Genomic DNA, 25,935 nt, shown 5'->3' with positions numbered 1-25,935 from the left:
CGCCTTCCCTGGGCCTGCCGAAGCCAGCGTCTGCGCCGCGTGGGTTACTGATGTGGCTTCGGCATATTGCGCAAAAACGGTCGGCACACGCGGGGAGTGACGCCAGTACCGATGCAAGACGGCGTGCGCAGGCCAGGATGCGCGGGTCGCCATGAAGCCATGCGCGTGAGGGGTCCACGCACGCGCGGTTTCGGGCAGCCACGCGCCACGGCACGTGCGGGGAGCCACGTTCGTTCGCGCACGACGCGGACCATCCGGAACGACCGCAGGGGCGCCTGCCATCCGCGCTCTTGCCTGCCCCGGGTCGACGCCGGAGAGGCGCCCCGGCAGAACAATTGCGAAATCGCCAAGCGCCGCTAACGTTTATTCGTATGCATTCGCACATGCCGTTCCGTCGCGTGCGCTTGCTGCTAGCGTGCAAGCGATCCAGGCATCGGGGTATTCCATGGTCCTCCGGCACGCTGCTCGCACCAGCCATCGAAACCGGCCTGCGTCGCGCCATCCCTGGCTGCTGACAGCACTGGCCCTGGCCTGCTTCCCGTCGTTCGCCGCGCACGCCCCGGTCGACCCCACCGCGAAGAAGCTCAGTCCCGAGCAGATGGACCAGGTGTGGCAACGCGCCTCGGCCCGCTACGAGCCCGAACGCAAGGCACTGCTGGCCAAAGTCGCGCAAGGAGACGCGACGGGCCCGTTCCGCCCCGACTGGATTTCCCTGGCGCGCTACCGGACGCCGGCCTGGTTCGGTGCCGCGAAGTTCGGCATCTTCATCCACTGGGGCGTCTACGCCGTGCCGGCGTTCGCGAACGAGTGGTATCCGCGCAACATGTACGACGGCACGGCGCGCGAACACGCCCATCAGCTCGATACCTATGGCCCGCTCACGCATCGCGGCTACAAGGATTTCACCGCCGGCTTCAAGGCGCAGCACTGGGACCCGGCGGCCTGGGCGCGGCTGTTCAGGCAGGCCGGTGCGCGCTACGTCGTCCAGGTGGCCGAGCATTCGGATGGTTTCGCCATGTACGACTCGCGGCTGTCGCGCTGGACCGCCGCGAAGATGGGGCCGAAACGCGACGTGGTGGCTGCGCTGGAACGGGCGGTCCGTGCCGAAGGCCTGCGCTTCGGTCTGTCCTCGCACCGCGCCGAACACGACTGGTTCTTCGACCAGGGCCGCGAGCTCGCCTCCGACGTGAACGATCCTGCCTACGCGGATCTCTACGGCCCCGCGGTGCCGCACTTCCTGCAGGACGGCAACCAGGATCTGGAACAGGACTGGACCTACGTTTCGCCGGCCTACGTGGCCGACTGGCTGGCGCGCACCACCGAGCTGGAGGCGTATTACAAGCCCGACCTGATCTACCTCGACTGGTGGGTGGGCCATCCCGCGTTCCGCGGCGCGCTGGCCGAGTTCCTCGCCTACTACTACAACCGCGGCGCGCAACGCGGCGGCGTGGTGCTCAACTACAAGCTGCACACCCTGCCCCACGGCGCCGGCGTGCTGGACGTGGAGCGCGGCCAGCTCGGCGGCATCCAGGCCTCGCCATGGCAGACCGACACCACCATCAGCAACGGCTCCTGGGGCTACGTGGCGCACGACACCTACCGCTCCGCCACCTCGATCATCCAGCTGCTGGCCGACGTGGTGAGCAAGAACGGCAACCTGCTGCTGGATGTCGGCCCGCGGCCCGACGGCAGCATCGTGCCGCAGCAACAGGCCGTGCTGCTGGAGATCGGCCGGTGGCTGGCGACCAACGGAGCGGCGATCTACGGCAGTCGTCCGTGGCGCGTGCCGGGCGAAGGCCCCACCGCGCTGGCCGCCGGCGCCTTCAACGAACAACTGGCCGCGTCCTATACCGCCGACGATTTCCGCTTCACCCGCAACAAGGACACGTTGTACGCCATCGAACTGGCCTGGCCCGACGACGGCACGGTGGTCGTCCACAGCGTCAAGCCCACCGACCGCGTACAGGACGTGCACCTGCTGGGTTCGCCGACGCCGGTTCGCTGGCAAAGCACCGCACAGGGATTGGTGCTGCATGCCGGTCCCCGACCTGCCGGCCCCGCGGCCTTTGTCTTCGCCATCCGCACCGCCACGGACACCCCATGAAGAAAACCATCGACCGCCCCGACGACGCAACCGACGGCGCATCCTCGGTCACGACGAACCTCGCGCGGCGAAATCTTTTCAAGGCCATGGCTACGGGGGCGGCCGCCATGCCGTTGGCCCGGATGGCCAAGGCGGATACCGGCCGGCCATGCCCCAGCCTCGCACCGGGCTGGCGCCAGGGTATCGAGGGCCAGCGCATGGCCGACCTCGGCGACGGCACCTACCGCAATCCCATCGTGGCCGGCGACCATCCCGATCCCGCCGTACTCAAGGACGGCGACGACTACTACATGACGTTCACGCCGTTCGCCACCACGCCGGGGCTGGCGATCTGGCATTCGACCGACCTGGTCAACTGGACGCCGATCGCGACCGCCCTGCACAAGCCGATGGGCAACGTCTTCGCGGTCAACCTGTGCAAGCACGGAGACCGCTACTACATCTACCTGCCGGCGCAGCAGTCCGGCGGCAACTGGTCGATCTTCGTGATCACCGCCGAACGCATCGCCGGCCCGTGGAGCGAACCGGTCGACCTCGGCGTCCCCGGCTGCATCGATCCGGCGCATGTGGTCGGCGAGGACGGCCGCCGCTACCTGTTCGTCAACGGCATCCGCATGATCCGCCTGACTAACGACGGCATGGCCACCGACGGCAAACTCGTGCATGCCTACACGCCCTGGCGATACCCGCAAGACTGGGTGGTCGAGGATTTCGCGCCGGAAGGACCGAAGCTGCTGCGTCGCGGCGACTGGTTCTACCTGGTCAGCGCAGTGGGTGGCACGGCGGGGCCGCCGACCAGCCACATGGTCATCGTGGCGCGCTCGCGATCGGTCCATGGCCCGTGGCAGAACTGCCCGCACAATCCCATCGTGCACACGCGATCGGCGGCCGAACCCTGGTGGTCGCGCGGCCACGCGACCTTCGTCGAAGGGCCGGCCGGCGACTGGTGGATGATCTACCACGGCTACGAGAACGGCTTCCGCACGCTGGGCCGGCAAACCCTGCTGGAGCCGATGGCATGGACGGCGGAGGGCTGGCCGGTGGCCACCGGCGGCGATCTTTCAACGCCGCTGCGCAAGCCGGCGCGCGGCAACCCGGGGCCGTCCGGTTTCCCGCTGTCGGATGACTTCTCCAGCGACCGGTTCGGCGTGCAGTGGTCGTTCCACGAACCACGGCCCACTGAGATGCAGCGGGTCAGCCGCGACGGCCACGGCATGCTGCTGGCCGGTGCCGGCAGCTCGCCGGCGGATAGCGCTCCCATGGTCTGCAGTGCGGGCGACCGAGCCTATGTGGTCGAACTCACGCTGGAACCGTCCGATGAGGCGGAGGCGGGGCTGCTGCTGTTCTACAACCACAAAGCGTTCGTCGGTGTCGGCTTCACGCCGGACACGATCAAGACCTTCGAATACGCGCAAGAGCTGACGTGGGCCCGCATCAAGCGGGCAAACCGCCGGGTGCGGGTGCGTCTGACCAACGACCACAACGTGGTCACCCTCGAGTACTCGCACGACGATGGGCATAGCTGGCAATTGCACACTTTGCGCATGGAAGTGTCCGGCATCCACCACAACGTGTTCGGCGACTTCCTGAGCCTCAAGCCGGGTATCTACGCCGCGGGGAAAGGGGCGGTGCGGCTTGGCGATTTCCGCTACCACACGATCGTGGGCAATCCGCTGGCGTGATCGTGCATCCGCCGCCCTGTCGCCACGCGGCAGGCGCATGCCCTTGTCCGGCAGCCGGGCCGGCGCCGGCAACCTCACCCGGCAGCGTCGTCATGGCGACCCCGACCAGGTGAAGGTTGCGGACAGGACAGGTCCCGCGCGGGGGCCTAGCCCCTCACGGCTTGCCGGCGAACAGCTTGAGGTCCACCGCGGCGGCCATCGCCCGGTAACCCGCACTGTTCGGATGCAGGTGGTCCCCGCTGTCGTAGGCGGCAAGCATCTTCTTCGGCGCAGCCGGGTCGCGCACCGCCTTGTCGAAATCCACCACGCCGTCGAAGGCGCCGGAACCGCGGATCCATGCATTCACCTGCTCGCGCGTCTTTTCGCCCGCAGCAGAGTGGTAAGGCCAGCCGCTGCCGCCGTAGGGCGTGAGGGTGGCGCCATAGATCTTCACGTGCCTGGCGTGCGCGCGCGCGATCAGCGTCTTCATGCCGTCGATCAGCTGCTGCGCGCTGATCTTGTCCTTGGCCTCCCAGGCGTAACCCGAGCCGCCGATGTCGTTGATGCCTTCCAGCAGCACGACCCAGCGCACGCCGGGCTTGTCCAGCGCGTCGCGGTCGAAGCGCGCCAGCGCGCTGGGCCCGTAGCTGTCGTGCAGGATGCGGTTGCCGCCGATGCCGGCGTCGGCGACGGCGATGGAAGACAGGTGCGGATCGGCCTGCAGGCGCGCGGCGAGGTAGTCCGGCCAGCGCTCGTTTGCATCCTGCTTGGAACCCACGCCGTCGGTGATGGAATCGCCGAAGGCGACGAGCGTATGGCGCGGGGCCGGCCCGGCCACTTCCACGTCGGTGAGATAGAAGCGGCTGCCGCTGGTTTCCTCGCGCGGGAAACGCACCGCCGCGGTGGCATCGCCGTGTTCGGTGACGTACGCGGTGGCGAGCCCGGCGTTGTGGATGGTGGCCGGGTGGTTGTGCGTGTCGGCCGGCACATAGATGCTCACCGCCAGCTGCTGAAGCGGCTTCACGTCCATCTTCAGCGGATCGCTGAGCACGCTTTCGCCCTTGGCGATGGTGACGGTGGGCTTGCCGTGGAACAGCAGCACATGGTCGCTGCCGGGCACCGTGTCCGCGGCACCGGCGCTCTGCGCCACGTGCACCGGGCCCAGCGTGACCGGCACGCTGCCGAACAGGTTGGAGAGGCGCATGCGCAACTGCGAACCGCCGATGCTGGTGCGAACGACCTGGCGCACCGTCTGGGCATCCAGTACCGGGCCGGCGGTGTCCGGGGCGGCGGCCCAGCCGTCCGCCCAGGCGGGGTGCCCACCGCCCTCGGCCGCCATGGCGCCGGCCGCCAGCGCCGAGATCGCTCCGGCGAATGCCCACTTCACTATCCGATGCTGCATGTCGTTCCTCCTGCGTTGTTTTTGTCGTATGACCGGCGCATCGGGGGCGTCACTTCCCCGGCTGGCCCATCACCCTGGCCAGCCCGCCGACCTTCTCGTCGAACGCTGCGTCGCCGCCGGTGGCGCTGAGGACACCGGCCGCATTGTTCCAATGCAGCCGGGTGGTCGTGCCGCTGCCCGCTTCGTAGCCGTACGAGGTGCCGTCGTCGTCGTAAAGCGCGAATTCGGCATCGTTGCCCGGGTAGACGCGGATCTCGGCAATGGCCTGTTTCGATGCGGTCGACTGGATGTCCGAACCCAGCGGTACGATCGAGCCGGCACGGACGAAGACAGGAATCTGGTCGATGGGCGCCGCCACCTTGACCCAGCGTCCGCCGGCCAGCTTTTCGTTGGTCCAGAAGTTGTACCAGTCGCTGCCGGCAGGCAGGTAGACGTCCTTTTCCGTCTGGCCCTGCGTGGTGACCGGCGCCACCAGGAAGGCCGGGCCGAACATGTATTGCGTGCCCAGGTTGGCGACGTTGGGGTCGTCGGGGAAATCCATCCACAATGGACGCATGAAGGGCGCGCCGGTGTCGTAGGTCTTCTTGGCCTGGCTGTAGATGTAGGGAATCAGGCGGTAACGGAGCTTGTCGTACTTCGCCATGATCGCCTCGGCCTGATGGCCGTAGGCCCAGATTTCCGTGTGCTTGCGCATGCCATGCAAGCGCAGGGTGGGCAGGAAGGTGCCGTATTCGAACCAGCGCGTGAGCAGTTCCGGGTAATCGTTGTTCTGGCCCACCGTGTCGCGTGCATCGGAAGGGTCGAGCAGCGGTGGCCTGGTGGCGCTGGTCGTCTGTGGCAACCACTGCCAGCCGCCGATGTCGTTGCCCCAGTAGGCGATGCCCGAGGCGGTCATGTTGAGGCCGGTGGGGATCTGGCGTTGCAAGGCTTCCCAGGTCGGGTCGATGTCCGAGGACCAGAACAGCGCGCCAGTCCGCTGTGAGCCAAGATAGGCCGCGCGGGCAAGGATCAGCACGCGTTCGTCCGGTTTCCAGGCGCGCATGCCCTGCGCGACGCCTTCCACGTGCAACAGCGGGTACACATTGTGGTAGCGGTCGCCGGAGCCGATCGAGAAGAAGAAGCCGTCCGGCACGAGGTCCGGTTCGGTCTCGTCCAGCCACGGATAGTCGAAGCCGTGCGAAAGGATGTTGTCGCGCACGTGATCCCAGAACCACTTGCGCGCCGCCGGGTTGGTCGAGTCGATCAGGGCGCCGGCGCGATCCGAACGGAACGGCAGGCCGTCGACCGTCTTGCCGTTCTTGTCCTTGAGGAAATAGCCCTTGGCGTCGAGTTCCTTGTAGTAGCGCCCGGAGCGCTCGAAGCGCGGCCAGATCGATATGATCGACTTCATGCCCATGGCATGCAGTTGCCGGTTCATGCCGTCCGGGTCCGGGAATTCCGCCGGGTTGATGTCCAGCTGGCCCATGTGCGTCCAGTAGAACCAGTCGATGACCATCACGTCGAGCGGGTAGCGCTTTTCGCGGTAGGTGTGCGCGACGCGCAACACCTCGGCCTGGCTGTCATAGCGTGCCTTGGACTGGATCAGGCCGAAGGCCGCCTTGGGCGGGATCGGCGTTTTGCCGGTCACCCGCGCATAGGCCGAATAGATGGCTTCCGGCGTGTTGCCGACGATCACGAAGAAACTGACGCGCTCGCCGACTTTCGACTCGAAGCTGGTGTGGCCACGGATGCCGGCGACGAAGTGCGTATCCGAGGGGTTGTCCCAGATGATGCCGTAGCCCCTGGACGACACCATGAAGGGCACGCAGACGGTTTCGCCGCTGGGTGCGTCATACCACTGCTTGCAGTCGATGACGCGGCCGCGCAGGTCGAGCGGGCCAAGGCTGCCCTGGTTCTGGCCCATGCCGTAATAGTGCTCGCCGGCAGGCGCCGAGAAAGTGGCGCCCACTTGATAGGTGGCTTCGCCCGCCACCTCGTGCGGCGACATGTTCCAGTCGGTCATGTCGACGAGCGTTGCGCCCTTGGCGTTCTTCACCTGCAGGCGAACCGGCGCCAGGTCCGGCGCAAAATAACGCTCCATGACCCCCGGCACGTGCGGCGGCGGTGGCGCGTCCACATGCAGGGTCAGCGCCTGGGATGCGAAGGTATCGCCGCTGCGGTCGCGGGTCTCGTGGAACGCCGAATTGTCGGCGTGGTCGGCGATGATCCCGTAACCCGGTCCCTTCAGCACCAGGGCCTTGTCGGCGGCAATCGTCACGTGGACCACGTTCGGGCCATACGCCTCGACGCTGACCCACGCGCCATGCCGGTCGAGCGTGGCCATCGGCGCGGCGGCGGCAACCGCCGTGGCGCAGGACAGGAGCAGGAGCACGCCCAGCGATGCAATTTCAGCAGCCCGCACGGCATTCCCCCGGCGTTGAACGAAGACTGCGGCATCAGGCACGCGGTCGAGATCCGTCCGCAAAGGGCGCCGCCGCATGCCGCTCATCGCGCTTTCTCCATGGTCAGGTCGGCGGCCAGCGGCGTGTGGTCGGAAGCGTCGCCCACACGGATCACGAAGCGGCCCGGGTCGACCTTCCAGTCGTTGTGATCGGGGTCGTAGTAGGCGAACGCGCGCCGGTCGAGCGTGAGGGTGACTCGCCGACTCTGCCCCGGCGCCAGATCCAGCTTCTGGAACGCTTTCAGCTCGCGCTCCGGCCGCACCACGGTGGCGGAGGGATCGCTCACGTAGACCTGGGCCACCTCCGCGCCTGCGCGCGAGCCAGTGTTGCGCACCTCGAACGACACCTGCACGGTGTCGCCCTCGTGCGCCTTGGCCGGCTTCACCTCCAGCCCGGAGAACGCGAACGTGGTGTACGAGAGGCCGTAGCCGAACGGGAACAGCGGCTGCGGCTTGTCCGGATGGCTGGTATACCAGCGGTAGCCGACGAACAGGCCTTCACCGTAATGCACCGTGGGGTGCGTGCCTGGCGGATGCGGCGGCGCGTAGTAGTAGTCGTGGGTGGGGTTGTCTTCCCAGCGGCGCTCGAAGCTCATCGGCAGGCGGCCTTCCGGCGAACGCGCGCCAAACAGCACCTCGGCTACCGCGCGGCCGCCCTCCTGCCCCGGATACCAGTTCTGCAGCAGCGCGGGCACCTGGTCCAGCCAGTCCGCGGTGGCATAGGCGCCGCCCGAGGTCACCGTCACCACCGTCTTCGGATTCGCCCTGGCCACCGCCTCGATCAGCGCCTCCTGGCCCCAGGGCAGCCCGAACGTGCGGTCGTAGGCCTCGCTCTCCGAGGTCGGGTCGAAGCCGACCGCCACCACCGCGGCGTCGGCCATCGCCGCCATCTTCAGCGCCGCCGGCGAGATCAGCTCGTCCACGGGCACCACGCCCAGGCCCATCCGGCTGTAGTCCACATCGGGCAGATAGTCGAGCCGCACCGACACCGTCTGCCCGGCCCTGAGATCCAGCGCGGCGTACAGCGGCGCCTGGCCCTCGCGCTTGGGCTGCACGATCACCGGCTTGCCGTCCACGTACAGCGTGTAGCTGTCGGCGCTCGCCGCCGCGGTGAGGAACAGATACCGTCCCGCATGCGGCGCCACGTAACGCCCGCTCCAGCGGATGCTGCGCCGCTGCACGGCGGGCGTGGTCCACAGCTCCGGCTTCCACTGGTCGATGTGGGCGTCCACCGTGGTCGCCGCCGGCGCGCCGCGGAAGTCGGGGTTGTCGAAGTTCTCGCGGCGCAGGCCGGGCTTGCCGTCGGCGGTGGCGAAGCCATCGCGCTTGAAAACCGCATCCGGCGCCGGCAGGCCGCGGTCGTACAGCACGCGCACGCGCTTACCAAGATAATCGACGATGCCGCCGAGGATGCTCTCGGTGCGGAAGGTCTCGATGTGCGAGCTGCCGCCGGCGGTGGCGTAGCCAGGATATGCATCGGGGCCGATCACCGCGATGGTCTTGATCGCGCCCGCGTCGAGCGGCAGCAGATGGTGTGCGTTCTTCAGCAACACCAGCGACTCGCGCGCCGAGTCCAGCGCCACCTGGTCGTTGGCGGCGCTGAACAGCGGCTGCGCCACGTCCTGCTGCGGCCGGTCGAGGAAGCCGAAGCGCACCGCGGTGCGCAGGATGCGCCGCACCTTGTCGTCCAGCGCGGCCCGGGATAGCGTGCCCTCGCGCAAACCCGACAACACCAGCGCGGGCTGCATCTTGTCGGCCGCCGGCATCTCCAGGTCAAGGCCGGCCTTGAAGGCCTTGAGACCATCGTTCACCGCGCCCCAGTCGGACATGAAGATGCCATCGAACCCCCAGTCGTGCTTGAGGACGCCACTGACCAGGCTGTTGTTCTCGGCGGTGTACTCGCCGTCGAGCTGGTTGTAGCTGCTCATCACCGCGCCGACGTGGCCCTGCTTCACCGCCATCTCGAATGCGCGCAGGTAGATCTCGTGCAGCGGCCGCGGCGCGATCACCGAGTTGAGGTGGCGCCGGTCGTACTCGGAGTTGTTGGCGGCGAAGTGCTTGATCGTGGCCACCACGCCCTGGCTCTGGACGCCTTCGATCAGGCCCACCGCGGTGCGGCCGGCGAGGTAGGGATCCTCGCCGTAGTACTCCATGTTGCGGCCGTTCTGCGGCGCGCGGTAGATGTTCACGCCGGGGCCGAGCAGGAAGCTGATGCCGCGGGCGCGCGCGTCGCGCCCCATCGCCGCGCCGACGCGCCGGGCGAGTGCGGGGTCCCAGCTCGCCGCCAGCGCGATGCCGGCGGCGTAGGCGGTGGAGTCACCGCCCAGGCGCACGCCGTAGGGTCCGTCCGACATGCCCAGCTCGGGCAGGCCGATCGACGGTTCCGCGCGGATGCCGAAGTTGTCCACGCCGCCGATCAGCGCCACCTTCTGCTCCAGCGTGAGCTTGGCGAGCATGGCGTCGACGCGATGTTCTACAGCAGGCGTGTCGGCGGCTGGCATGGCGTTGCCTGCGTAGGCGGTGGTGCACACGCCGACAGCGATGCAGAGCGACAAGGCGAGGTATTTCAAAGTGAGGTGTTGCATCGAGCGAGGTTTTCCTTGGCTGATAGCGAAGCCTCGTACCCTCTTGGCCGTCGTTCCCTGAAAGCTGGGATGACGGTGTGGGGGAACGATGCTCATGAGTGTCTGTATCAATACGTCGCCAGCTTCACGTGCAACACCTGCGGCTGGCCGGTGAAGTTGAGTCCCCAGTCCGTCTGGTCACCATTCCACACGCGCAGGAAGTTCCAGCGGCCCTTGCCGTCGTAGCGCCCTTCCTCCACGCGCTTCATCATGAAGTGTTCGTGCTCCCTGCCCTTGCCGGGCATGAAATCGACGCGCGCGAAATGGCCGGTGACCAGGTATTCGTTCTTGCCAAGCTGCGCGATCAGCACGCCGCCCTTGGGCGGCGTATTGCCCGGTGGCGTGTCGTTGCCGAACTGCGGCAGGCCGTAGGAAACCTTGGCCTGCCAATCGCCAAGGTCGACCGTCTGCTCGTGCGTGTGCTCCGGTTCGGAAACGCCCCACACCTTGCCGGCCAGGCTCAGCGATGCAATCAATTCACCCATCGGCCGCAACAGGCGGTTGTTCATCGCAAACGGTTCGAAGGCTTTGTCATCGGCCGTCTTCGAACCCAGCGGCCAGTTGACGAAACCGGTGTAGTCGATGCCGAACACCGAAAAACCCATGCCTTGATGGCCCAGCGTGGCGAAGATGTAGCGTGCATACGGCTGGTCGTTGCCGGTCTCGGTGACCACCAGCGGGTTGTCGGCCCGCGAGTAAAACCCAAGCGCGTCCGTATAGCGCTCATAGTCGCGCCAATAGAGATCGGGACCGATCATGTCTATCGCCGGTGCACCCGCCTTCCAGATGAAGAGCACGTTCTGCGAAGGACCGCCGCTGGAATGGCTCGCCGGCGGGCTCGGACGCACCGGATCGCTCAGCACGGCGTTCACGTACATCGGCAGCGGATAGACCGCCTTGCCCGCCGCAGCCACCCGGCCGATGAAACGCGATACGGACCAGGCCTCGAAGTCTTCCGCCGCATCCTTGCCGAACACCTGCGTCCACGTACCCGCCCGCTTGTGGCCTGCCTTGAGCACCGCCGCCGGCACTTGCTCCGCGAAGGCCGCATTGGCGGCCGGCGAATAATCGCGGTCCGTGCCGTAGCTGCCCGATTCGTTCTCGACCTGCACAAGGATCACGGTGTGCTGCGTGCCGTCGACGTCACGCAGGTGCGTCATCAGTTGCACGAACGCTTTGCGGTCGGCATCCAGCGTGGCGACGGCGAGCGGCGACAAGGAGTTCAGTTGCCTGCCGCCTTGCGTGATCACGCGCGGAAAGCGCTTGTTGTCCAGCTTCACCCAGGCAGGCGCGTAGCTGGGGCTGTTGTTTTTCCAGGTACCGAACCATAGGAGCGCCAGGCGCACCTTGTGCTCGCGTGCCTGCGCCAGCAGCGTGTCCAGGAAGCTGAAATCGAAATGGCCCTCGGTGGGCTCGATCTGCTCCCACGCGATCGGCACCATCACGGTATTGGCCTGTACGTGACCGATCGCCGGCCATACTTCATCGAGCATGGCCGGATAGTTACTGGAGTTGTTGACCTGCGCGCCGAGCAGCAGGAACGGCTTGCCGTCGACGATGAACGCGTGGCGACCGTTCTCGGTGACGAAGTGCGGGAGGTTGCTGGGGGTTTCGGCGGCCAGGGATGGCGTGGAGAGGCCGAGTGCGAGGAGAGCCGCAAGGGCCATCCATACGTACACGTCTCGGCGGCGTATAGCGATGTGCATGGGATGCTCCGAAGGCACGTCTACGTCAATACTGTTTCCCGTCATTCCGGCGAACGCCGGCGTGACGGGATCAAAGTTTCCCGCTTGCTCATGGCCCCTTCGCAGGATCCCCATAGAACACCCCACGCCCGCTCGTCGCGAAATACACCCGCCCGAACACGCGCGGATCACCCGTCACCAATCGCTCCCCGCCATAACGGTGCGCATCGTCATCGATACGCAGCCAATGCTTGCCGTCATCGGTCGAGCGGTACAATCCATCCACGTCGCCAAGCTGCCCAACGGCAAACACCGTCGGCAACGTACTGCCCGGCGCCGCTTTGCCAAAGCCGAAATCGCGCACGTTGGCCAGCGCACCCAGCTTGTGCAGATCTGTGCCGTCGGCGTGCGCGCGCACAAGCCCAAATCCTTCGCCGCCGACATAGACCACGCCTGCCGCATCCGGCGCCGCGCGCACCCACGCGACGGCGCCGTGTTTCAACTGTTCGCCCAGCGCACCGCCAATCGCCTGGAAATGCGCGCCGCCATCGCGACTGGCCAGCACCTGCGTAACCTGTCCGCCGTGGCCGAAGAAGTGGCCTTCATAGGCGTAGAAGCGCCCGGGGTCGACACGGTCGCTCAGCACACGCGCATTCGCCGGCAAGCCGTCGACTGGCTGCCAGTGCTTGCCGAAATCGTGCGTGAGATAGGCGTCCGCGGCCCCTCGCGGCGACCACAGCACGGCCGAACCGTCAGCGGCTATGGCGATGCTGCCCGCGCCCTCCCCGGACGACTCTGGCTCGCTGGCGAACGCATGCCAGTGCGCGCCGCCGTCTTGCGAATACGCCGCGCGGACCGCCGGCCCGAACGGTTCGCGCAAATAGCCGCTGCGCACCATCAACGCCGGCTTGTTCTGCGCAAAGTCGATACTCTCGGAATTCGCGTAACGCGGCGGCGCGGCAAATTGCAGCTGCGCCACGTCGAGATCGTCGTGCTTGTAGCCGTCCAGGTCGCCCAGCGCGCTAAGCAGATGCGCGCCCTGTGGCGGGCTGATCAGATCCAGCGCCACGGTTTCCTCCAGCCCGCGGTCCGCGAACGTCCAGTGCACCTCGCCGCCCGCATCGAGGCGCCCCATGTCGCGCGTGGACCACAAGCCATAGCCGGTGACGAAGATCACGTGGTCGGGATCGAACGGATCGATCGCCACGGTGGTCATCCAGTGCGGCGTGTGCTCGACCGTCCAGGGCGCGCCACGTCGGTCGAATGCCGAATGCGCGAACACCTCGGTCCAGTGCGCACCGCGGTCGGTGCTGCGGAACAACAGGTCGTGCGGCGTGTAGTGATGGTGGGTGCTGGCGACCAGCACTGCCGGGTCGGAGGGCGCCACCGCGACATCGCCCCAGCCGAAGCCCGCGGGCTTGCCGTGGCCCGGGATCGGCGTGATGTCGGTCCAATGGTTGCCGTTCGGCTGCCAGCGCCAGAGGGCGCCATCGTTCATGGTGTCCGGGCCGGGCTCGTCGCCGTAGCTCAGGTAATAGTTGCCGTCGTTGGCGCGGTGCATGTGGCTGGGCCGCAGGCCCTCGGGCTGGCCCGGCACCGCGCTCCAGCTGCGGCCGCCGTCAGTGGAACGGAACAGACTGGTCTGCCGGGTGGACACTCCAGCGTAGACCACCGGCGTGGGCTGGCCGCGGTGGCCGCTGGCCGGGTCGAACACCACGAACACGATGCCGATGGGCTGGGTGCGCCAGGCGTTGCTTGCGCTGGCCGACGGCGAGGTGGCCACGGCCGGGAAGCTGGTCACCCGTGTCCAGTGCGCGCCATGGTCAGCGCTGCGCCACAGGCCAGCATCGCGGGATCCGAGGAACAGCACGCGGCCGTCGTTCGGATCCACCGCCAGCCGCTCGCCGTTGCCGCGCCCCAGCTCGTTGCCGCCCAGCTTGAACGGCAGGTCGACACGCTGGAACCTGCGACCCTGGTCGTGCGAGCGCAGGATCGCGGCATAGCTCGCCTGGGGGGTGGTGTACATGCCCGCGGCGAGGTACAACCACTGCGGATCGGACGGATCGACCGCGAGACTGTCGATGCCAAGCAGGTTTTCGTCCTTCGCCGTGATCCAGTCGGTCAGCGGCTGCCAGCGTCCATGTTCCTGATCCCAGCGATAGGCGCCACCCACATCGGTGCGCGCGTAATACAGGCCGCGCACCGACGGGTGGAAGAGCAGGCCGGAGACATAGCCACCGCCACCGATGCGCACGCTGGCGAAGCGGTAGGGAGTGGCGGCAGGTTGGCTGGCGTGGACATTCAGCGCCAGCAACAAAGTGCAGGCAATGACGCCGATGTTTCTGGACATGTCGAGTAAGCTCTTTCGCAAGCTTGCCGCCATCCCGGCCTCGGCGTCGAAGGTACTGGAACGCCGCGGGCTTTTTCCGGCGTTCGGCAAGGCACCCAGTGCAGGATGCCTTGCCCGCTGCCGCAAGCCCCTTCGAGTACTCAGGCAGCGCACGATCAGAACGTCATGCGCAGCGTCAGCGCATAGCGTGTGTCGTTCACGTACCAGGAAGTGACGTGCTTGCCGGATGCGTTCTGATCCATGATCGTGCGCTGTTCGGCGTTGTTGAGGTTGTTCATCTCCACGCCGAGCTTCACGTGCTCGTTGAACGCGTAGAAGATCGATCCGTCCAGCTGTCCGTAGGCGTCGGCGAACACCGGCAGCTTCCACGGAATGTTGTTGTCGGTGCCGTTGTAGCCGTTCGGACCGATCGACAGCAGGTACTGGCTGCGCCAGTTGTAGGCCAGCCGGATCTGCCACGGACCGTGCTCGTAGAAGCCGGCGACGTTGAGCGAATCCCTCGACAGTCCGTCCGCCGGGAGGCTGCCGTAGCTGGAGCCGTCCGTATCGATCGGCACCGCGGTGGTGTCGTTCGGTACATGGGTGCGGCTGCGGATATAGGTGTAGTTCGCCGACATGCCGAAGCCCTTGACCGGCAGGAAATCGAAGAACTGGTTCCAGCCGATTTCCGCGCCGTCGATGGTCGCCTTGCCGACGTTCACCGGACGGGTGATCAGGTACTGATAGTTGTTGCCGTCGACACCCGGATATGAAACGAACCGGGACTCGTTGCGGAAATAGTCACTGATCCCCTTGTGGAACAGGTTGACCCAGGCCATGCCGCCGCGGTCCTGGTCGAAATACCACTCCAGCGACAGATCGAACTGGTTGGCCTTCATCGGCGTCAGGTACGGGTTGCTGTTGGACGTGCCGGTCAGCGTCAGCTTGTCGATCGGCAAGGTGGTGGTGCCGGGTGGCGGCGTATAGCCGGACAGCACGGCGGCATTGAGGATCTGGTAGGCCTGCATCTGGCTGAAGTCCGGCCGCGCGATCGCCTTGGAGAAGGCGAAGCGCGTGATCCAGTTCGGGGCGAACTCCCACTTCACGTTCAAGCTGGGCAGGATGTCGGTGTACTCGTTGCGGGCGCTGATCGGGGTGGACTGGCCCGCGCCCAGATACGGCGCAAACGCCTGGTCGGGGTACACCAGGAATCCATCCGCGGAGTTCCGGGTCTTCACCGCACGCACGCCGATATTGCCGCTCAGGTTGGCATCGTCCACGCCGAAGTCGAGCATCGCGTACGCCGCATAGGTTTTTTCGTGCTGAAGGTTGGTGTGCGCGGCATCGAGCAGCGTGGGCTGGTACGGGACGTTGTAGCCGCCGCCGATGTAATACGGGATGGCGGCGTCGTGGATGGCCGCGTAGCTGCCCGGGTAGCCCAGCGCAGTCGACAACACCGGCGCATAGAACGCACCGGGTACCCCGGCGCCGCCACGGTAGAAATTGCTGAACGTGTCCAGGTGCACCAGGCTGGTATTGACCTTGCCGTTCAAGTCCAGGCCGGGCAAAGCCCCGCTGGGCAGCGCCCAGCCTTGCATCCAGGTCTGGAACACCGGCATCCAGTTGTAGCCGGTGTCGATGTTGTTGGCATAGCGGTTGGTGAGGCGCACGCCCGCCTTCACCCCCTGCACGAACCCATCGACGAAGCTGTGGTCGATGTCGGCGCGCCAGGACAGCTCCCTTGCGTAGTTCTGGTCCTGGTGGTCCATGGTGAACCCCCAGTAGTAATTCGCGGGGTTGGTGGTGTAGCCGGTATCGACGCCGATGCGCGGCGGGTTGCTGCCGTTCAGGGCGACGTCGATGTACGGCACGTTGGTGCCCAGCGCCACCGTGGAATCCAGGCTGTTGGTAGAAGCCTTGACCAACTGCAACTCGCTCGTGAGCTCGGTGCTCGTGCCCAGCCGCCACCGCATGCCGGTGGAGAAGTCCGTGGTCTTGGAGTGGCTGTTGGATGCGCGGATGTCGGTACCCATCGGCACGCCGCCGGGCTGCGTGAGACGACCGGACTGGAATACGCCGCCGTTGATCTGGCTCGGCTGGCTGGCGTCCACCACCACCTGCGTCGGATCGTTGCTCACGAAGATCGCGTCCTCGTCCCAGACTTCGTGGTACTTGCTCTGGAACGCGGTGGCGTAAAGGTCGAGATCGTTGTTGGGACGCCACTGGAAGGCCAGGTAATAGCCGTCGCGCTTGCGGTTGTACTGCAATGTGCGCCAGTCGGCACCGCGCGGCACCCAGATGCCTGCCGCGTTCTTGAAGAATGGACGCACGAACAGACCATCCGTGCGCGTCGTCAAGCGGGAATCGGCGACATCGACGAGGACGCCCATTTCGCCGAGGCTGGTGTTCCAGCGATTGCTGTACAGCACGGAGGCTGACGGCTTGTACTTCTTGCTGAAGTCGCCGTAGTTCTCGCTGGCCGAGGCGGCGATCTTCTGGCCCTGGAAGTCGAAGGGCATGAAGGTGCGCAGGTTCACCGTGCCGCCCAGGCCGCCCTCGATCATCTTGGCCGTCTGGTTCTTGTAGACGTCGACGCCGGACATCAATTCCGACGGCACGTCCTGGAAGCTGAGGGCGTGCCCGCCGTTGGCGGAGAAAATGTCGCGGCCGTTCAATTCGGAACGCACCTGCGTGAGGCCGCGCACCTGCACGCCCGTGCCTTCGGCCGAGAAGTGCTCCGGATCGCCCTGGGAGAGGAAGTGGTCGATGGTGACGCCGGGGATGCGCGACAGGGTTTCCGTGACGCTGCGATCCGGCAGCGCGCCGATGTCCGTCGCGGACAACGAATCGACGAAGGTGTCGGCGTCGCGCTTGATGTCCTGCGCCTTCTCGACCGATGCGCGGATGCCGGTCACCACGACGGCTGAGAGATCCTTGGCCTGCTTGCCGCCGCTCTTCGCTGCCGGCTTCTTCGGCGATTTGGTATCGGCGGCGGATGCCGCCGGCGTGGCCTGGTCCTGCGCCTGTCCCCGGGCAGCTTCGGCAGCCGGCTGCGCATGCAGCTCCAGCGACCCGCAGCACAGCAGCGCCAGGACGATCGCTCCCGACAACCGCGCCATCGGCAACCTGTTCATCGAACGGCGACGCCCTGCATCAAACGTGAACTTGTCCGGCATGATGAGCCCTCCCCAAGAATTGACATGGCCGACCTGTTCGAATGTCCGTCGGCTCTCTCCCGCTACCTTGCACGGCATTCCCGAGTCCCTCCCCCGGTGATGCTGGCGTGTATTGATGCTGTCGCGACGTACTAAAGTCGTACAATTGCGAAATCGAAAGCCGCGACTAACGTTTCTCCATGTGCGCCCGCAGCATGCGGATTGCCGGGTTACCGGGCCAGAACTACGCGCAGACCGGCGCCGTCGCGGTCGACAGGCACACGCGCCTCGCCGCCCTGCATGTTCGTCGGAGCGCCCTTTGCCGCAGCGTTCCGCGGCAGTCGCGGTCCGGACATGCCGATGGCCGGGAACCGATGGAGTCCTTTCACGCGGAAGGTCGACGACGCCGGCGAATGCGCAGCCGGCGTCGCCATGGAAAAACCCGGATAGAGGAGCGCTCCCTCAACCTCGCCCCAGGCCGGCATCCGTCAAGCGAGTCGGGGGCCGAGCAAATGCCTTCGACGCCGCGGGGATAGCCGGAAGGCTCGCCCTGACCGCGGAGGCCTCTCTGAAGCAGTCATTGCAAAATGGGGTCGACAAGCCCTCACGCACCGCATCTAAATCAATGGGTTAGCCGATCGGACTTTCAGGGCGGGAACAGCGGTCAACTAGCTGCCGCATGTCGCTGACCGATAGCATGGTTTGGTGTCAGCCTGTTGCGCATTGAAGCGACCGGACGAAGGATGCAGCTCCATGCGGATTCTCATCGCCGAGGACGAAGCCAAGACGCGGCGCTATGTCGCCCAGGGGCTCCGTGAACTCGGATTTGCGGTCGAAGCCGTTGAAGACGGGCAGACTGCGCTGAGCCTGCTGCGCGGGCACGCGTTCGATGCCGCCGTGCTGGATGTCATGCTGCCGGGCCTGGACGGCTGGACCCTGATCAAGACCTTGCGCGGAGAGAACAACCGGACTCCCATCCTGTTCCTCACTGCGCGCGACCACGTCGAGGACCGCGTGCGCGGGTTTGAGCTCGGGGCGAATGACTACCTGGTCAAGCCGTTCGCCTTTGCCGAACTGGTGGCGCGGGTGCGCAATATCACCAGGCAGGCGGCGACGTCCATGGCCGGCGACAGCAGCCTGCGCGTCGGAGATCTCGTGTTCGACCTGCTCCGCCACCGCGTCGAACGCGCCGGCCTGTCTTTGCAGTTGACGCCCAAGGAGTATGCCCTGCTGCTCCTTCTGGCTCGCCATCGGGGGCGGGTCCTGTCGCGGACGCTGATCGCCGAAAGCGTGTGGGGACCGTGCTTCGATACGCAGACCAATGTCGTGGATGTCGTGATCCGCCGGCTGCGTGCCAAGGTCGACACGCCCTACCCGTCGCCCATGCTGCAGACCGTGCGTGGCGTGGGCTACATGCTCGATGCCCATGACGACTGAGCGCGCCCGTCGCCTGTCCTCGATCGGCGGTCGCCTCACGCTTCTCTACACCCTGGCGGTACTGATTGCGATGGCGCTGCTCGCGAGCATGGTCATGTGGCAGTTGTCCGCCACGTTTGATGCAGAGCATCAGCGCTTCCTGCGCGCGAAGACGGCGGAACTGCAGACGGACCTGGATGACGGCCACGGTCAACCGGGCAGCCTGCTGAAGGAAATCGCGAGGGAAACAGATGAAGGCGACGTGCGCCAGTACCAGGCCAGGGTGCTGTCCGGCGCCGGCCGTATCCTGGGCGAAACGCCTGGCATGCACGATGCGCTGCCACCCGACGCATTCCCCCGATCGCAATCTGCGCCCGATGCCATCCGCATGCTGAAGACCGGCCCGCATGTGTATGCGCTTGCGACGGCGAACCTGCGGTCGTCGGACGCGACGACGCCGCTGCACGTGCAGATCGCCATGGACGCGACCCGCGACGCCAATCTGCTGACCGAACTGCGCCGTGCCATCTGGCTGGCCTTCGCGCTGCTGACCCCGTTGCTGGTGGCGGCCGGATATTTCGTGGCCGAACACGGCCTGGCGCCACTCAAGCGCATCACCAATGCCGCGCGCGAAGTGACCCCGAAGCATCTGTCGGCGCGCATTCCGGGCGAGCCGCCGTGGCCCCGCGAACTGGACGAACTGGTCACGGTGTTCAACTCGATGCTGAGCCGCCTGGAAGAAGCCTTCGGGCGCTTGTCGCGCTTCTCGTCCGACCTCGCGCATGAGCTTCGCACGCCGTTGAGCAACATGCGCAGTTCGCTGGACGTGTGCCTGCTGCGCGACCGCGGCGGCGACGAATACCGCGAAGCGCTGGAGTCGAACCTGGAAGAATGCCGGCGCCTGCACGCACTGGTAGACAATCTTTTGTTCATGGCGCGCGCCGAGCGTGCCGAAGCCGCGCTCCAGGTCGAGGCGTTCGATGGCGGGGAAGCCTGCCATTGGGTCGTTGCGCAGCAGCTCCCCGGCGCCAGGTCCCGCGGGCTGGACATCCAGCTGGAGGGGAATGCCTTGATACTCGCCGACCCTGTGCTGTTCCGGCAGGCGCTGACCAACGTGCTGGCCAATGCCATCCAGCATTCGAAGGCGCGCGAGGAAATCCGCGTCGAACTTCACATGCAGGCGGACGGCAGCACGGAGGTACGGGTGGTGGACCGCGGTGTCGGCATCGACACGGCCCATCAGCCGCATCTGTTCGACCGCTTCTATCAGGTGAGTCCCTCGCGCAAGCACGCCGACGGCGAAGGTACGGGCCTGGGGCTCGCCATCACCAAGACCATCGTGGAGGCACACGGCGGCTCCGTCGCCTTGCACAGCCAGCCGGGTGAAGGCACCACGGTATCGCTCCGGTTCCCATCATCGCCGCAGCCACATCGCAACACCTGACACGGCGCCATGACAAAACGGCAGGACTGCCGTTTTGCACGCCCGAAGGGCGCCCGCAGGGTTGCACACATGGATGTGCGCCATGACATTTTTGTCATGTGATTGATCGCGGACTGCCGGGCCGCCTTTCCTACACTCTTTGCCGTCACCGCCTTGCAGGTGAGGCACTTTGGAGGAAGCGCAGCATGCCCTGGTCGCGCGCGGCTTTGCTGCTCGCTTTGGCCACCCCGGTCGTGGCCGGGCCGGCGACCATGTCCGCGCGGGCCGTGAGCTACCGTCCGGAAAACCGTGCCTGGGCCAGCGTGGAAACCACCGCACCACTGGTACTGCGTGCGGTGACCGCGGCGCGCATCGTCCATGTGCGGGTGACGCCCGGGCAGGCGGTGATGGCAGGACAGACGCTGGTCACCCTTGGCGGCCCGCAGTTCGATGGCGAACTCGCCGCGGCGCGCGGGCGGATGCAGTCCGCGCAGCAGGCCCTGGCATCGGCCAGGCGCACCGTCGAATCCGTGCAGCGCACCTACCCGTTGACCAGCAACCGCCAGTCACTGGATGCGGCGCAATCGGCGCTGGGCGCGGCCCAGGGCCAGTGGGCCGCCGCGCACGCCACATTGGCCACGCTGGAAGCAGAGGGCTCCGTGGACAGCCCCGCCGACGCGACCGTTGGCACCGTCGAAGTCGCCCCTGGCTCCGACGTGCAGGCTGGCACAGCAGTGTTGACCCTGCTGCCGCAAGGCCAGCTGTGGCTGCGCGCAGAATGGTTCGGCAACACGCGGCCAGTCGGGTCGATCGGCAGCTTCACGCCGTCGGATGGCGGCCCGCCCATCAAGGTGAGGCTGGTCGCCGAGCTGCCGGCGCGCGCCGCCAATGGCGCACGCGTGCTGAATTTCGTGCCCGTCGCTCCGGCTGCCTGGCAAGCGGGCGAAACCGGCGAGGTGTCCTGGCGCAGCGGTACAGAGTCCGCGGTAGCCGTGCCGGCGCAGTCGCTGATCCTCGATGCCGGAAAGTGGTACGTGCTCACCGAGATCGGAGGCAAGCTGGCGGCACAGGCCGTGACGCCCGGCCCTTCGCGGGGCAACGACGTCGTGATCACGGCGGGCTTGAAACCCGGCGTGCCGGTGGTGGTGCGTGACGCCTACCTGCTCTACCACCGCAACTTCGCCGCGCAATACACGCCGCCCGACTGATGCGATGGATCGCCCTCCTCCGCCGTCCGCTGCCCTGGGTGATGGCCTTCGGCCTGCTGCTCGGCTACGGCGCCTATGCGCTGTGGCGCATCCCGGCCGAGGTGCTGCCGCGTTTTGATTTCCCGCAGATCGGCGTGGTGGTGCACGCGCCAGGCTACGCCACGCTGGAAATGGAGTCGCTGGTCGCGCGGCCCGTCGAAGGGCAATTGCTCGGGCTGCAGGGCCTGGACAACCTGCGCACCAGCATCGCCCAGGGCAGCGCGCAGTTCGCGGTGCGCTTCACCCAGGGCAGCGATCCGCAGCTGGATCTGCAGGCGGTCTACAGCGCGATCGACCGCGCACGCGCCAGCCTGCCGCCCCAGGTCGCGCCGTATGCCGAAATCATGGGCAACGCGATGAACGAGGTGCTGGACGCCGGAGTGCGCGTGCCGGCCGGCGTTCCCCTGTGGCAGGCGGAAGATGCGATCCGTACCCACGTGCTGCCGGCGCTGCGTGCCGTGCCCGGCGTGCAGCGCGTGGAACTGTTCGGCGCGGGGCCGCCCACGATCTGGATCCAGCCCGATCCCGCGGCACTGATCCAGCACCATGTCGACGTGGACGCCCTGGCGGCCGCGGTCGGCCATGCCGCCGTGCTCGCGCCGGCCGGCCGCACCACGCTCGGGCACCAGGACGTGCTGCTGGAAGTGCGGCACCTGCCGGTCGAGGCCGGCGACGTGCTGGCCATACCTGTGCCTGCGCCCGGCGGCGCGGTGCCGCTCGGCGCGCTGGCCCATGTGGTCAACGGCCCGCCCGACGTCCATTACGCGGTGCAGATCGACGGCCAGTCGGGCCTTGGCCTGATCGTGTTCAAGCAGCCGGGGGCATCGACGATCCCGGTGGACATGGCGGTGATGCACACCCTGGCAGCGCTGCAGGGGCAGCTGCCGCAGGGCGTGGCCTGGGTGCCGATCTATCGCCAGTCCTACCTGGTGTCGCTGATCGGGCACGACCTGCTGCGTAATCTCTTGATCGGCGGCGTGCTGGCGATCCTGGTGCTGGTCTGGATACTCGGCCGCCAGCACGGCGTGGGCGTGCTGGCGCTCAGCATCCCCACCAGCCTGCTGCTTGCCATCGGCGGCCTGTATGTCCTGGGACAAAGCCTCAACCTGCTGACGCTGGGCGCACTGACGCTGGCGGTGGGCCTGCTGGCGGACGACGGCATCATCGTGCTCGAAGCCATCCAGCACCGCTGGGAAAACGGCATGGCCGGATGGGAGGGCGTGCAGGCCGGCGTCAAGGACATCGCCGTCGCCGACACCACCGGCACGCTCACCACGGTGGCGGCCTACCTGCCCCTGCTGGCGGTGTCGGGGCTGGCGGGACTGTTCATGCGGCCCTTCGCGCTGGCGATAAGCCTGGCGCTGCTCGCGTCCCTGGCCGTGTCGCTGACCATGGTCCCCGCAGTGCTGGGATACCGCGGCACGCACCCGGGACACGTGTTTCAGGGCGGCCGCCGCTTCATGGATGCCCTAGCGCGCTCCAACGGCAAACTGCTGGACGTGACCCTGCGCCGCCCCGGCGCCAGCCTCGCCGTCGCCGCGGTGGCCTTCGTGGTTGCCGTCGGGGCGCTGGCCATCGTGCCGGTGAACTTCCTGCCGCTGCCCAACGAGGGCGTGCTGCTCGACAGCTTCACCTTCGCGCCGGGCACCTCGCTGGACGACGCCGTCGCCGTATCGCGACGCATGAGCGATGCCTTGCAGGCGGACCCGGCCGTGGCGCACGTCTTCGTGCGCAACGGCTCGCCGGAGCAATCCGCCTACACCGAGCACAGTTTCGCCGGCGAGATGCAGATCGTGCTCAAGCCAGGCTTCAACGCCAACAGCCTCGACCAGATCGCCCAGCACCTGCACGACGTCGCCGAGCAGCCGGGCGTGGTGCAGAGCATCGACACGCCCACCATCGAGCGCGTGGGGGAAAGCCTGTCGGGCCTGCCGCAGCCGTTCGAGGTGCTGCTCTACGGCGATCGCATCGACACCTTGCGCAGCCTGTCGGAGACCGTGGCGGCCAGGCTGCGCACCGTGCCTGCGCTCACCGACATCTTCAACAACGATGCCTACCCGGTAACCCAGCTGCAGATCGCACCGCGCACGGATGCGCTGCGCAGTGCCGGGCTGACGCCCGCCGCGCTCGGCGACCAGCTTGGTCTGCTGCTGCGCGGCCGCGTGCTGGCGAGCCTGCCGTATGGCGCCAGCCAGCGCGAGCTGTACATCCGCCAGGCCGACGCGCCGTATCTCGACCTTGCCCAGCTTGGGCGCGAACCGATCTCCAGCTCCCGGGGCTGGATGCCGTTGTCGCACGTGGCGCGGCTGACCCTGCAAGTGCAGCCCAACCAACTGGAACACCTGGACGGCGAACGCGCCCTCAGCATCATGGCCACGCCCACCGGCCCGCTGGGCAGCACCACCGCCGCCGCCAGGGCCGCGCTGTCGTCGGTACGATGGCCGGCCGGATACCGCATCGAATTCGGCGGCATGTATCCGGAGCTGATCCACACGGTCGAAGCGCTGGGAGTGGCGGTGCTGCTGGCCATGCTGCTCACCCTGGGCATCCTGTCCCTGCAGTTCGGCGGCTGGCGCCTGCCGGTGATCCTGCTGCTGCAGGCGCCGCTTGCCTTCACCGGCGCCGCGCTGGCGCTGGCCATTTCCGGCGTGGGACTCAACGCCACCGGCCTGATCGGCCTGCTCACCCTGGTCGGCGTCAGCCTCAACCACGGCATCGTGCTGCTGGCGTACGTGCGCTCCCATGAAAGACAGGGCATGCCGCGCGAGGGCGCCGTACGCCGCGCCGTGCGCGAGCGCCTGCGCCCCATCGTGTTGACCACGCTCACGGCGGTGCTGGGCATGTTGCCGACTGCGCTGGGCCTGGGCACGGGCGCCGCGCCGGAACAAGGCCTGGCCATCGTGGTGCTGGGCGGCGTGCTGTGGAGCGCCGTGCTGTCCACCAACCTGCTGCCAGCGCTCTATCTCCGCTGGGGAGCGCGGGCATGAGGCGTGCACTGGCATGCGTTCTTTGCCTGGCGTTGGTGGCCTGCGCCACGTACAGGCCGCTGCCGCTGGCGCAGGACTCCCGCCTGCCGGAGAGCGTGGCGGACCTGAAGATCGACGCGGCAACGATGCCGATCCCTGCACTGCGCAAACATGTTTTCGATCCCTCCCGCGGCCTGGACATGGCCGACGTGGCGATGCTGGCCGTCGCCAACAACCCGATGCTGAAGGCAGCGCGGGACCAGCGCGGCATCGCCCACGCACAGGCCTTCGCCGCCGGGCTGCTGCCCGATCCCGTACTGGATTTCTCGCGCGGCTACCCCTCCGCCGGCCCTTCCGAGAGCACGGCCTACAGCGCAGGCCTGTCTTACGATCTCACGGGCCTGCTTTCCCGTGCCCTGGATGTGCGCATCGCCAAGGCGTCGTCGAGGCAGGTGGACCTCAACCTGCTCTGGCAGGAGTGGCAGGTGATCGTCGCCTCCCGGCAGCTGTTCGTGCGCTGCGTCTACCAGGCGAAGATGCTGGACGTGCTGCGCGACGAAACCCGGCAGCGCAAGCGCTTCCACGAGCAACTGGCGCGTGCCCAGTCACGCGGCGACGTGTCGCTTGCGGACCTCGGCCTCGACCAATCCGCGTTGCAAGCCGTGCAGTCCCGCCGCGAGCGCATGACGCGGCAGCTGCTCGCCAGCCGACAGGCGTTCGATGCCTTGCTGGGCCTGTCGCCGGAAGCGAATCTGACGCTGCTGGAACCCGCCGTTCCGGCCGGCCCCGGTACAGTGGAAATCGACCGCGACCTGGCCACGCTCGCCCAGCGTCGCCCGGACCTGCTGGCGCTGCAGGCGGGCTACGAGAGCGAGGACGCTCGCTACCGCCGCGCGATCTGGCAGCAGTTCCCATCGATCGACATCGGCTTTTCCCGAAGCCGCGACACCGACGCCATCAGCTCGCGAAATTTCCGGGTCTCGCTGACCCTGCCGATCTTCAATCGCAACCGCGGCAACGTGGCCATTGAAAAGGCAACGCGCCAGACATTGCACGACGAGTACGCGCTGCGGCTCGCCCAGGCGAGGTCCGACATCGGCCGCCTGTTGAAGGACCGCGCGATCCTGCGGAAGCAGCGCGACGAGCTGACCACCAGCGAAGCTGTTCAGGCGAACGTCTCTGCAAAGCTGGAACAATCGGCGATGCTAGGCGACTTGTCCAAAGCACAGCGCCTCGAACTCCGCTTGCGGCAGGATGACCAACACCTGGACCGGCTCGGCGTCGAGCAAGTCATGCTGGAACAGCAAGCGGCGCTCAGGGCATTGTTGGCGGACATCGGCGCGGAATGAAAGATAGGGATGCTCGCCTCGTGGGCAAGCGTGGCTGCTAGCCACGCTGTCGCAGCCATTGCCCGCACAGCTGCTTCATGGCAACTCGCGTAGGATGCCCATTTTGGGCAGGGGGCATACGAATGAACCACAAG

Annotated in this window: 13 protein-coding genes; 7 read left to right on the top strand and 6 right to left on the bottom strand. The window is 67.1% G+C overall.

Translation table 11 applies throughout. The features are described 5' to 3' along the window. The first annotated feature begins 445 nt into the window (after nt 1-445). Both AC2EWF_RS12640 and AC2EWF_RS12635 read left to right on the top strand, forming a co-directional pair. Entirely contained in the window at nt 446-2,104 is a 1,659-nt protein-coding gene (locus tag AC2EWF_RS12640) for an alpha-L-fucosidase (protein WP_483639716.1), read from the top strand. A gap of 86 nt (nt 2,105-2,190) precedes the next feature. Then, a complete protein-coding gene (locus AC2EWF_RS12635) occupies nt 2,191-3,786 on the top strand; it encodes a family 43 glycosylhydrolase (protein WP_483639814.1) in 1,596 nt (531 codons plus the stop codon). Between the two features lie 154 nt (nt 3,787-3,940). On the opposite strand, the gene AC2EWF_RS12630 is transcribed toward AC2EWF_RS12635, so the two are convergent. The 6 genes from AC2EWF_RS12630 to AC2EWF_RS12605 all read right to left on the bottom strand — a co-directional run bounded on the left by AC2EWF_RS12630 (nt 3,941) and on the right by AC2EWF_RS12605 (nt 17,379). Further along, entirely contained in the window at nt 3,941-5,167 is a 1,227-nt protein-coding gene (locus tag AC2EWF_RS12630; protein WP_483639715.1) for an SGNH/GDSL hydrolase family protein, read from the bottom strand. A 49-nt stretch (nt 5,168-5,216) separates the two neighbouring features. Then, a complete protein-coding gene (locus AC2EWF_RS12625) occupies nt 5,217-7,568 on the bottom strand; it encodes a glycoside hydrolase family 31 protein (RefSeq protein ID WP_483639714.1) in 2,352 nt (783 codons plus the stop codon). 83 nt (nt 7,569-7,651) lie between these two features. Then, nucleotides 7,652-10,192: a glycoside hydrolase family 3 C-terminal domain-containing protein gene (locus AC2EWF_RS12620; protein WP_483639713.1), complete on the bottom strand. Its 2,541-nt coding sequence runs from the start codon at nt 10,190-10,192 to the stop codon at nt 7,652-7,654. Between the two features lie 107 nt (nt 10,193-10,299). Further along, complete coding sequence (locus tag AC2EWF_RS12615; RefSeq protein WP_483639712.1) at nt 10,300-11,937, bottom strand: DUF5597 domain-containing protein; 1,638 nt, start codon at nt 11,935-11,937, stop codon at nt 10,300-10,302. Between the two features lie 88 nt (nt 11,938-12,025). Further along, nucleotides 12,026-14,266, bottom strand: coding sequence for a sialidase family protein (locus AC2EWF_RS12610; RefSeq protein ID WP_483639711.1), 2,241 nt, complete (start codon nt 14,264-14,266; stop codon nt 12,026-12,028). 155 nt (nt 14,267-14,421) lie between these two features. After that, on the bottom strand, nt 14,422-17,379 hold the full coding sequence (locus AC2EWF_RS12605) for a TonB-dependent receptor (protein WP_483639710.1): 2,958 nt from the start codon (nt 17,377-17,379) through the stop codon (nt 14,422-14,424). A 774-nt stretch (nt 17,380-18,153) separates the two neighbouring features. On the opposite strand from AC2EWF_RS12605, the gene AC2EWF_RS12600 reads away from it, so the two are divergent. The 5 genes from AC2EWF_RS12600 (at nt 18,154) to AC2EWF_RS12580 (ending at nt 25,801) form a co-directional block, all read left to right on the top strand. Further along, entirely contained in the window at nt 18,154-18,837 is a 684-nt protein-coding gene (locus AC2EWF_RS12600; protein ID WP_483639709.1) for a response regulator, read from the top strand. Continuing rightward, entirely contained in the window at nt 18,827-20,260 is a 1,434-nt protein-coding gene (locus AC2EWF_RS12595; protein WP_483639708.1) for a heavy metal sensor histidine kinase, read from the top strand. Before AC2EWF_RS12600 ends, AC2EWF_RS12595 begins: the two co-directional genes overlap by 11 nt. Before the next feature lie 185 nt (nt 20,261-20,445). Beyond that, nucleotides 20,446-21,447 carry an efflux RND transporter periplasmic adaptor subunit gene (locus tag AC2EWF_RS12590; RefSeq protein WP_483639707.1) on the top strand — a complete coding sequence of 334 codons (1,002 nt, stop codon included), beginning with the start codon at nt 20,446-20,448 and terminating at the stop codon, nt 21,445-21,447. Beyond that, complete coding sequence (locus AC2EWF_RS12585; RefSeq protein WP_483639706.1) at nt 21,447-24,473, top strand: efflux RND transporter permease subunit; 3,027 nt, start codon at nt 21,447-21,449, stop codon at nt 24,471-24,473. The genes AC2EWF_RS12590 and AC2EWF_RS12585 overlap by 1 nt, the downstream gene beginning before the upstream one ends. A 95-nt stretch (nt 24,474-24,568) precedes the next feature. Continuing rightward, nucleotides 24,569-25,801 (top strand): TolC family protein, encoded by a 1,233-nt coding sequence (locus tag AC2EWF_RS12580; RefSeq protein WP_483639705.1) that lies wholly within the window; start codon nt 24,569-24,571, stop codon nt 25,799-25,801. Nucleotides 25,802-25,935: the final 134 nt, after the last annotated feature.

This window comes from Rhodanobacter sp. sgz306013 (genome assembly GCF_057031145.1).
Note: the sequence above shows the minus strand (reverse complement) of the source record. Positions and strands in the feature narration are given on the sequence as shown.

Bases quoted from the DNA above. Each gene is read 5' to 3' on its own strand.
- AC2EWF_RS12620 (WP_483639713.1), bottom strand. From the start codon at position 10,192: ATGCAACACCTCACTTTGAAATACCTCGCCTTGTCGCTCTGCATCGCT.
- AC2EWF_RS12590 (WP_483639707.1), top strand. From the start codon at position 20,446: ATGCCCTGGTCGCGCGCGGCTTTGCTGCTCGCTTTGGCCACCCCGGTC.
- AC2EWF_RS12630 (WP_483639715.1), bottom strand. From the start codon at position 5,167: ATGCAGCATCGGATAGTGAAGTGGGCATTCGCCGGAGCGATCTCGGCG.
- AC2EWF_RS12585 (WP_483639706.1), top strand. From the start codon at position 21,447: ATGCGATGGATCGCCCTCCTCCGCCGTCCGCTGCCCTGGGTGATGGCC.
- AC2EWF_RS12605 (WP_483639710.1), bottom strand. From the start codon at position 17,379: ATGAACAGGTTGCCGATGGCGCGGTTGTCGGGAGCGATCGTCCTGGCG.
- AC2EWF_RS12610 (WP_483639711.1), bottom strand. From the start codon at position 14,266: ATGTCCAGAAACATCGGCGTCATTGCCTGCACTTTGTTGCTGGCGCTG.
- AC2EWF_RS12615 (WP_483639712.1), bottom strand. From the start codon at position 11,937: ATGCACATCGCTATACGCCGCCGAGACGTGTACGTATGGATGGCCCTT.
- AC2EWF_RS12640 (WP_483639716.1), top strand. From the start codon at position 446: ATGGTCCTCCGGCACGCTGCTCGCACCAGCCATCGAAACCGGCCTGCG.
- AC2EWF_RS12595 (WP_483639708.1), top strand. From the start codon at position 18,827: ATGACGACTGAGCGCGCCCGTCGCCTGTCCTCGATCGGCGGTCGCCTC.
- AC2EWF_RS12600 (WP_483639709.1), top strand. From the start codon at position 18,154: ATGCGGATTCTCATCGCCGAGGACGAAGCCAAGACGCGGCGCTATGTC.
- AC2EWF_RS12635 (WP_483639814.1), top strand. From the start codon at position 2,191: ATGGCTACGGGGGCGGCCGCCATGCCGTTGGCCCGGATGGCCAAGGCG.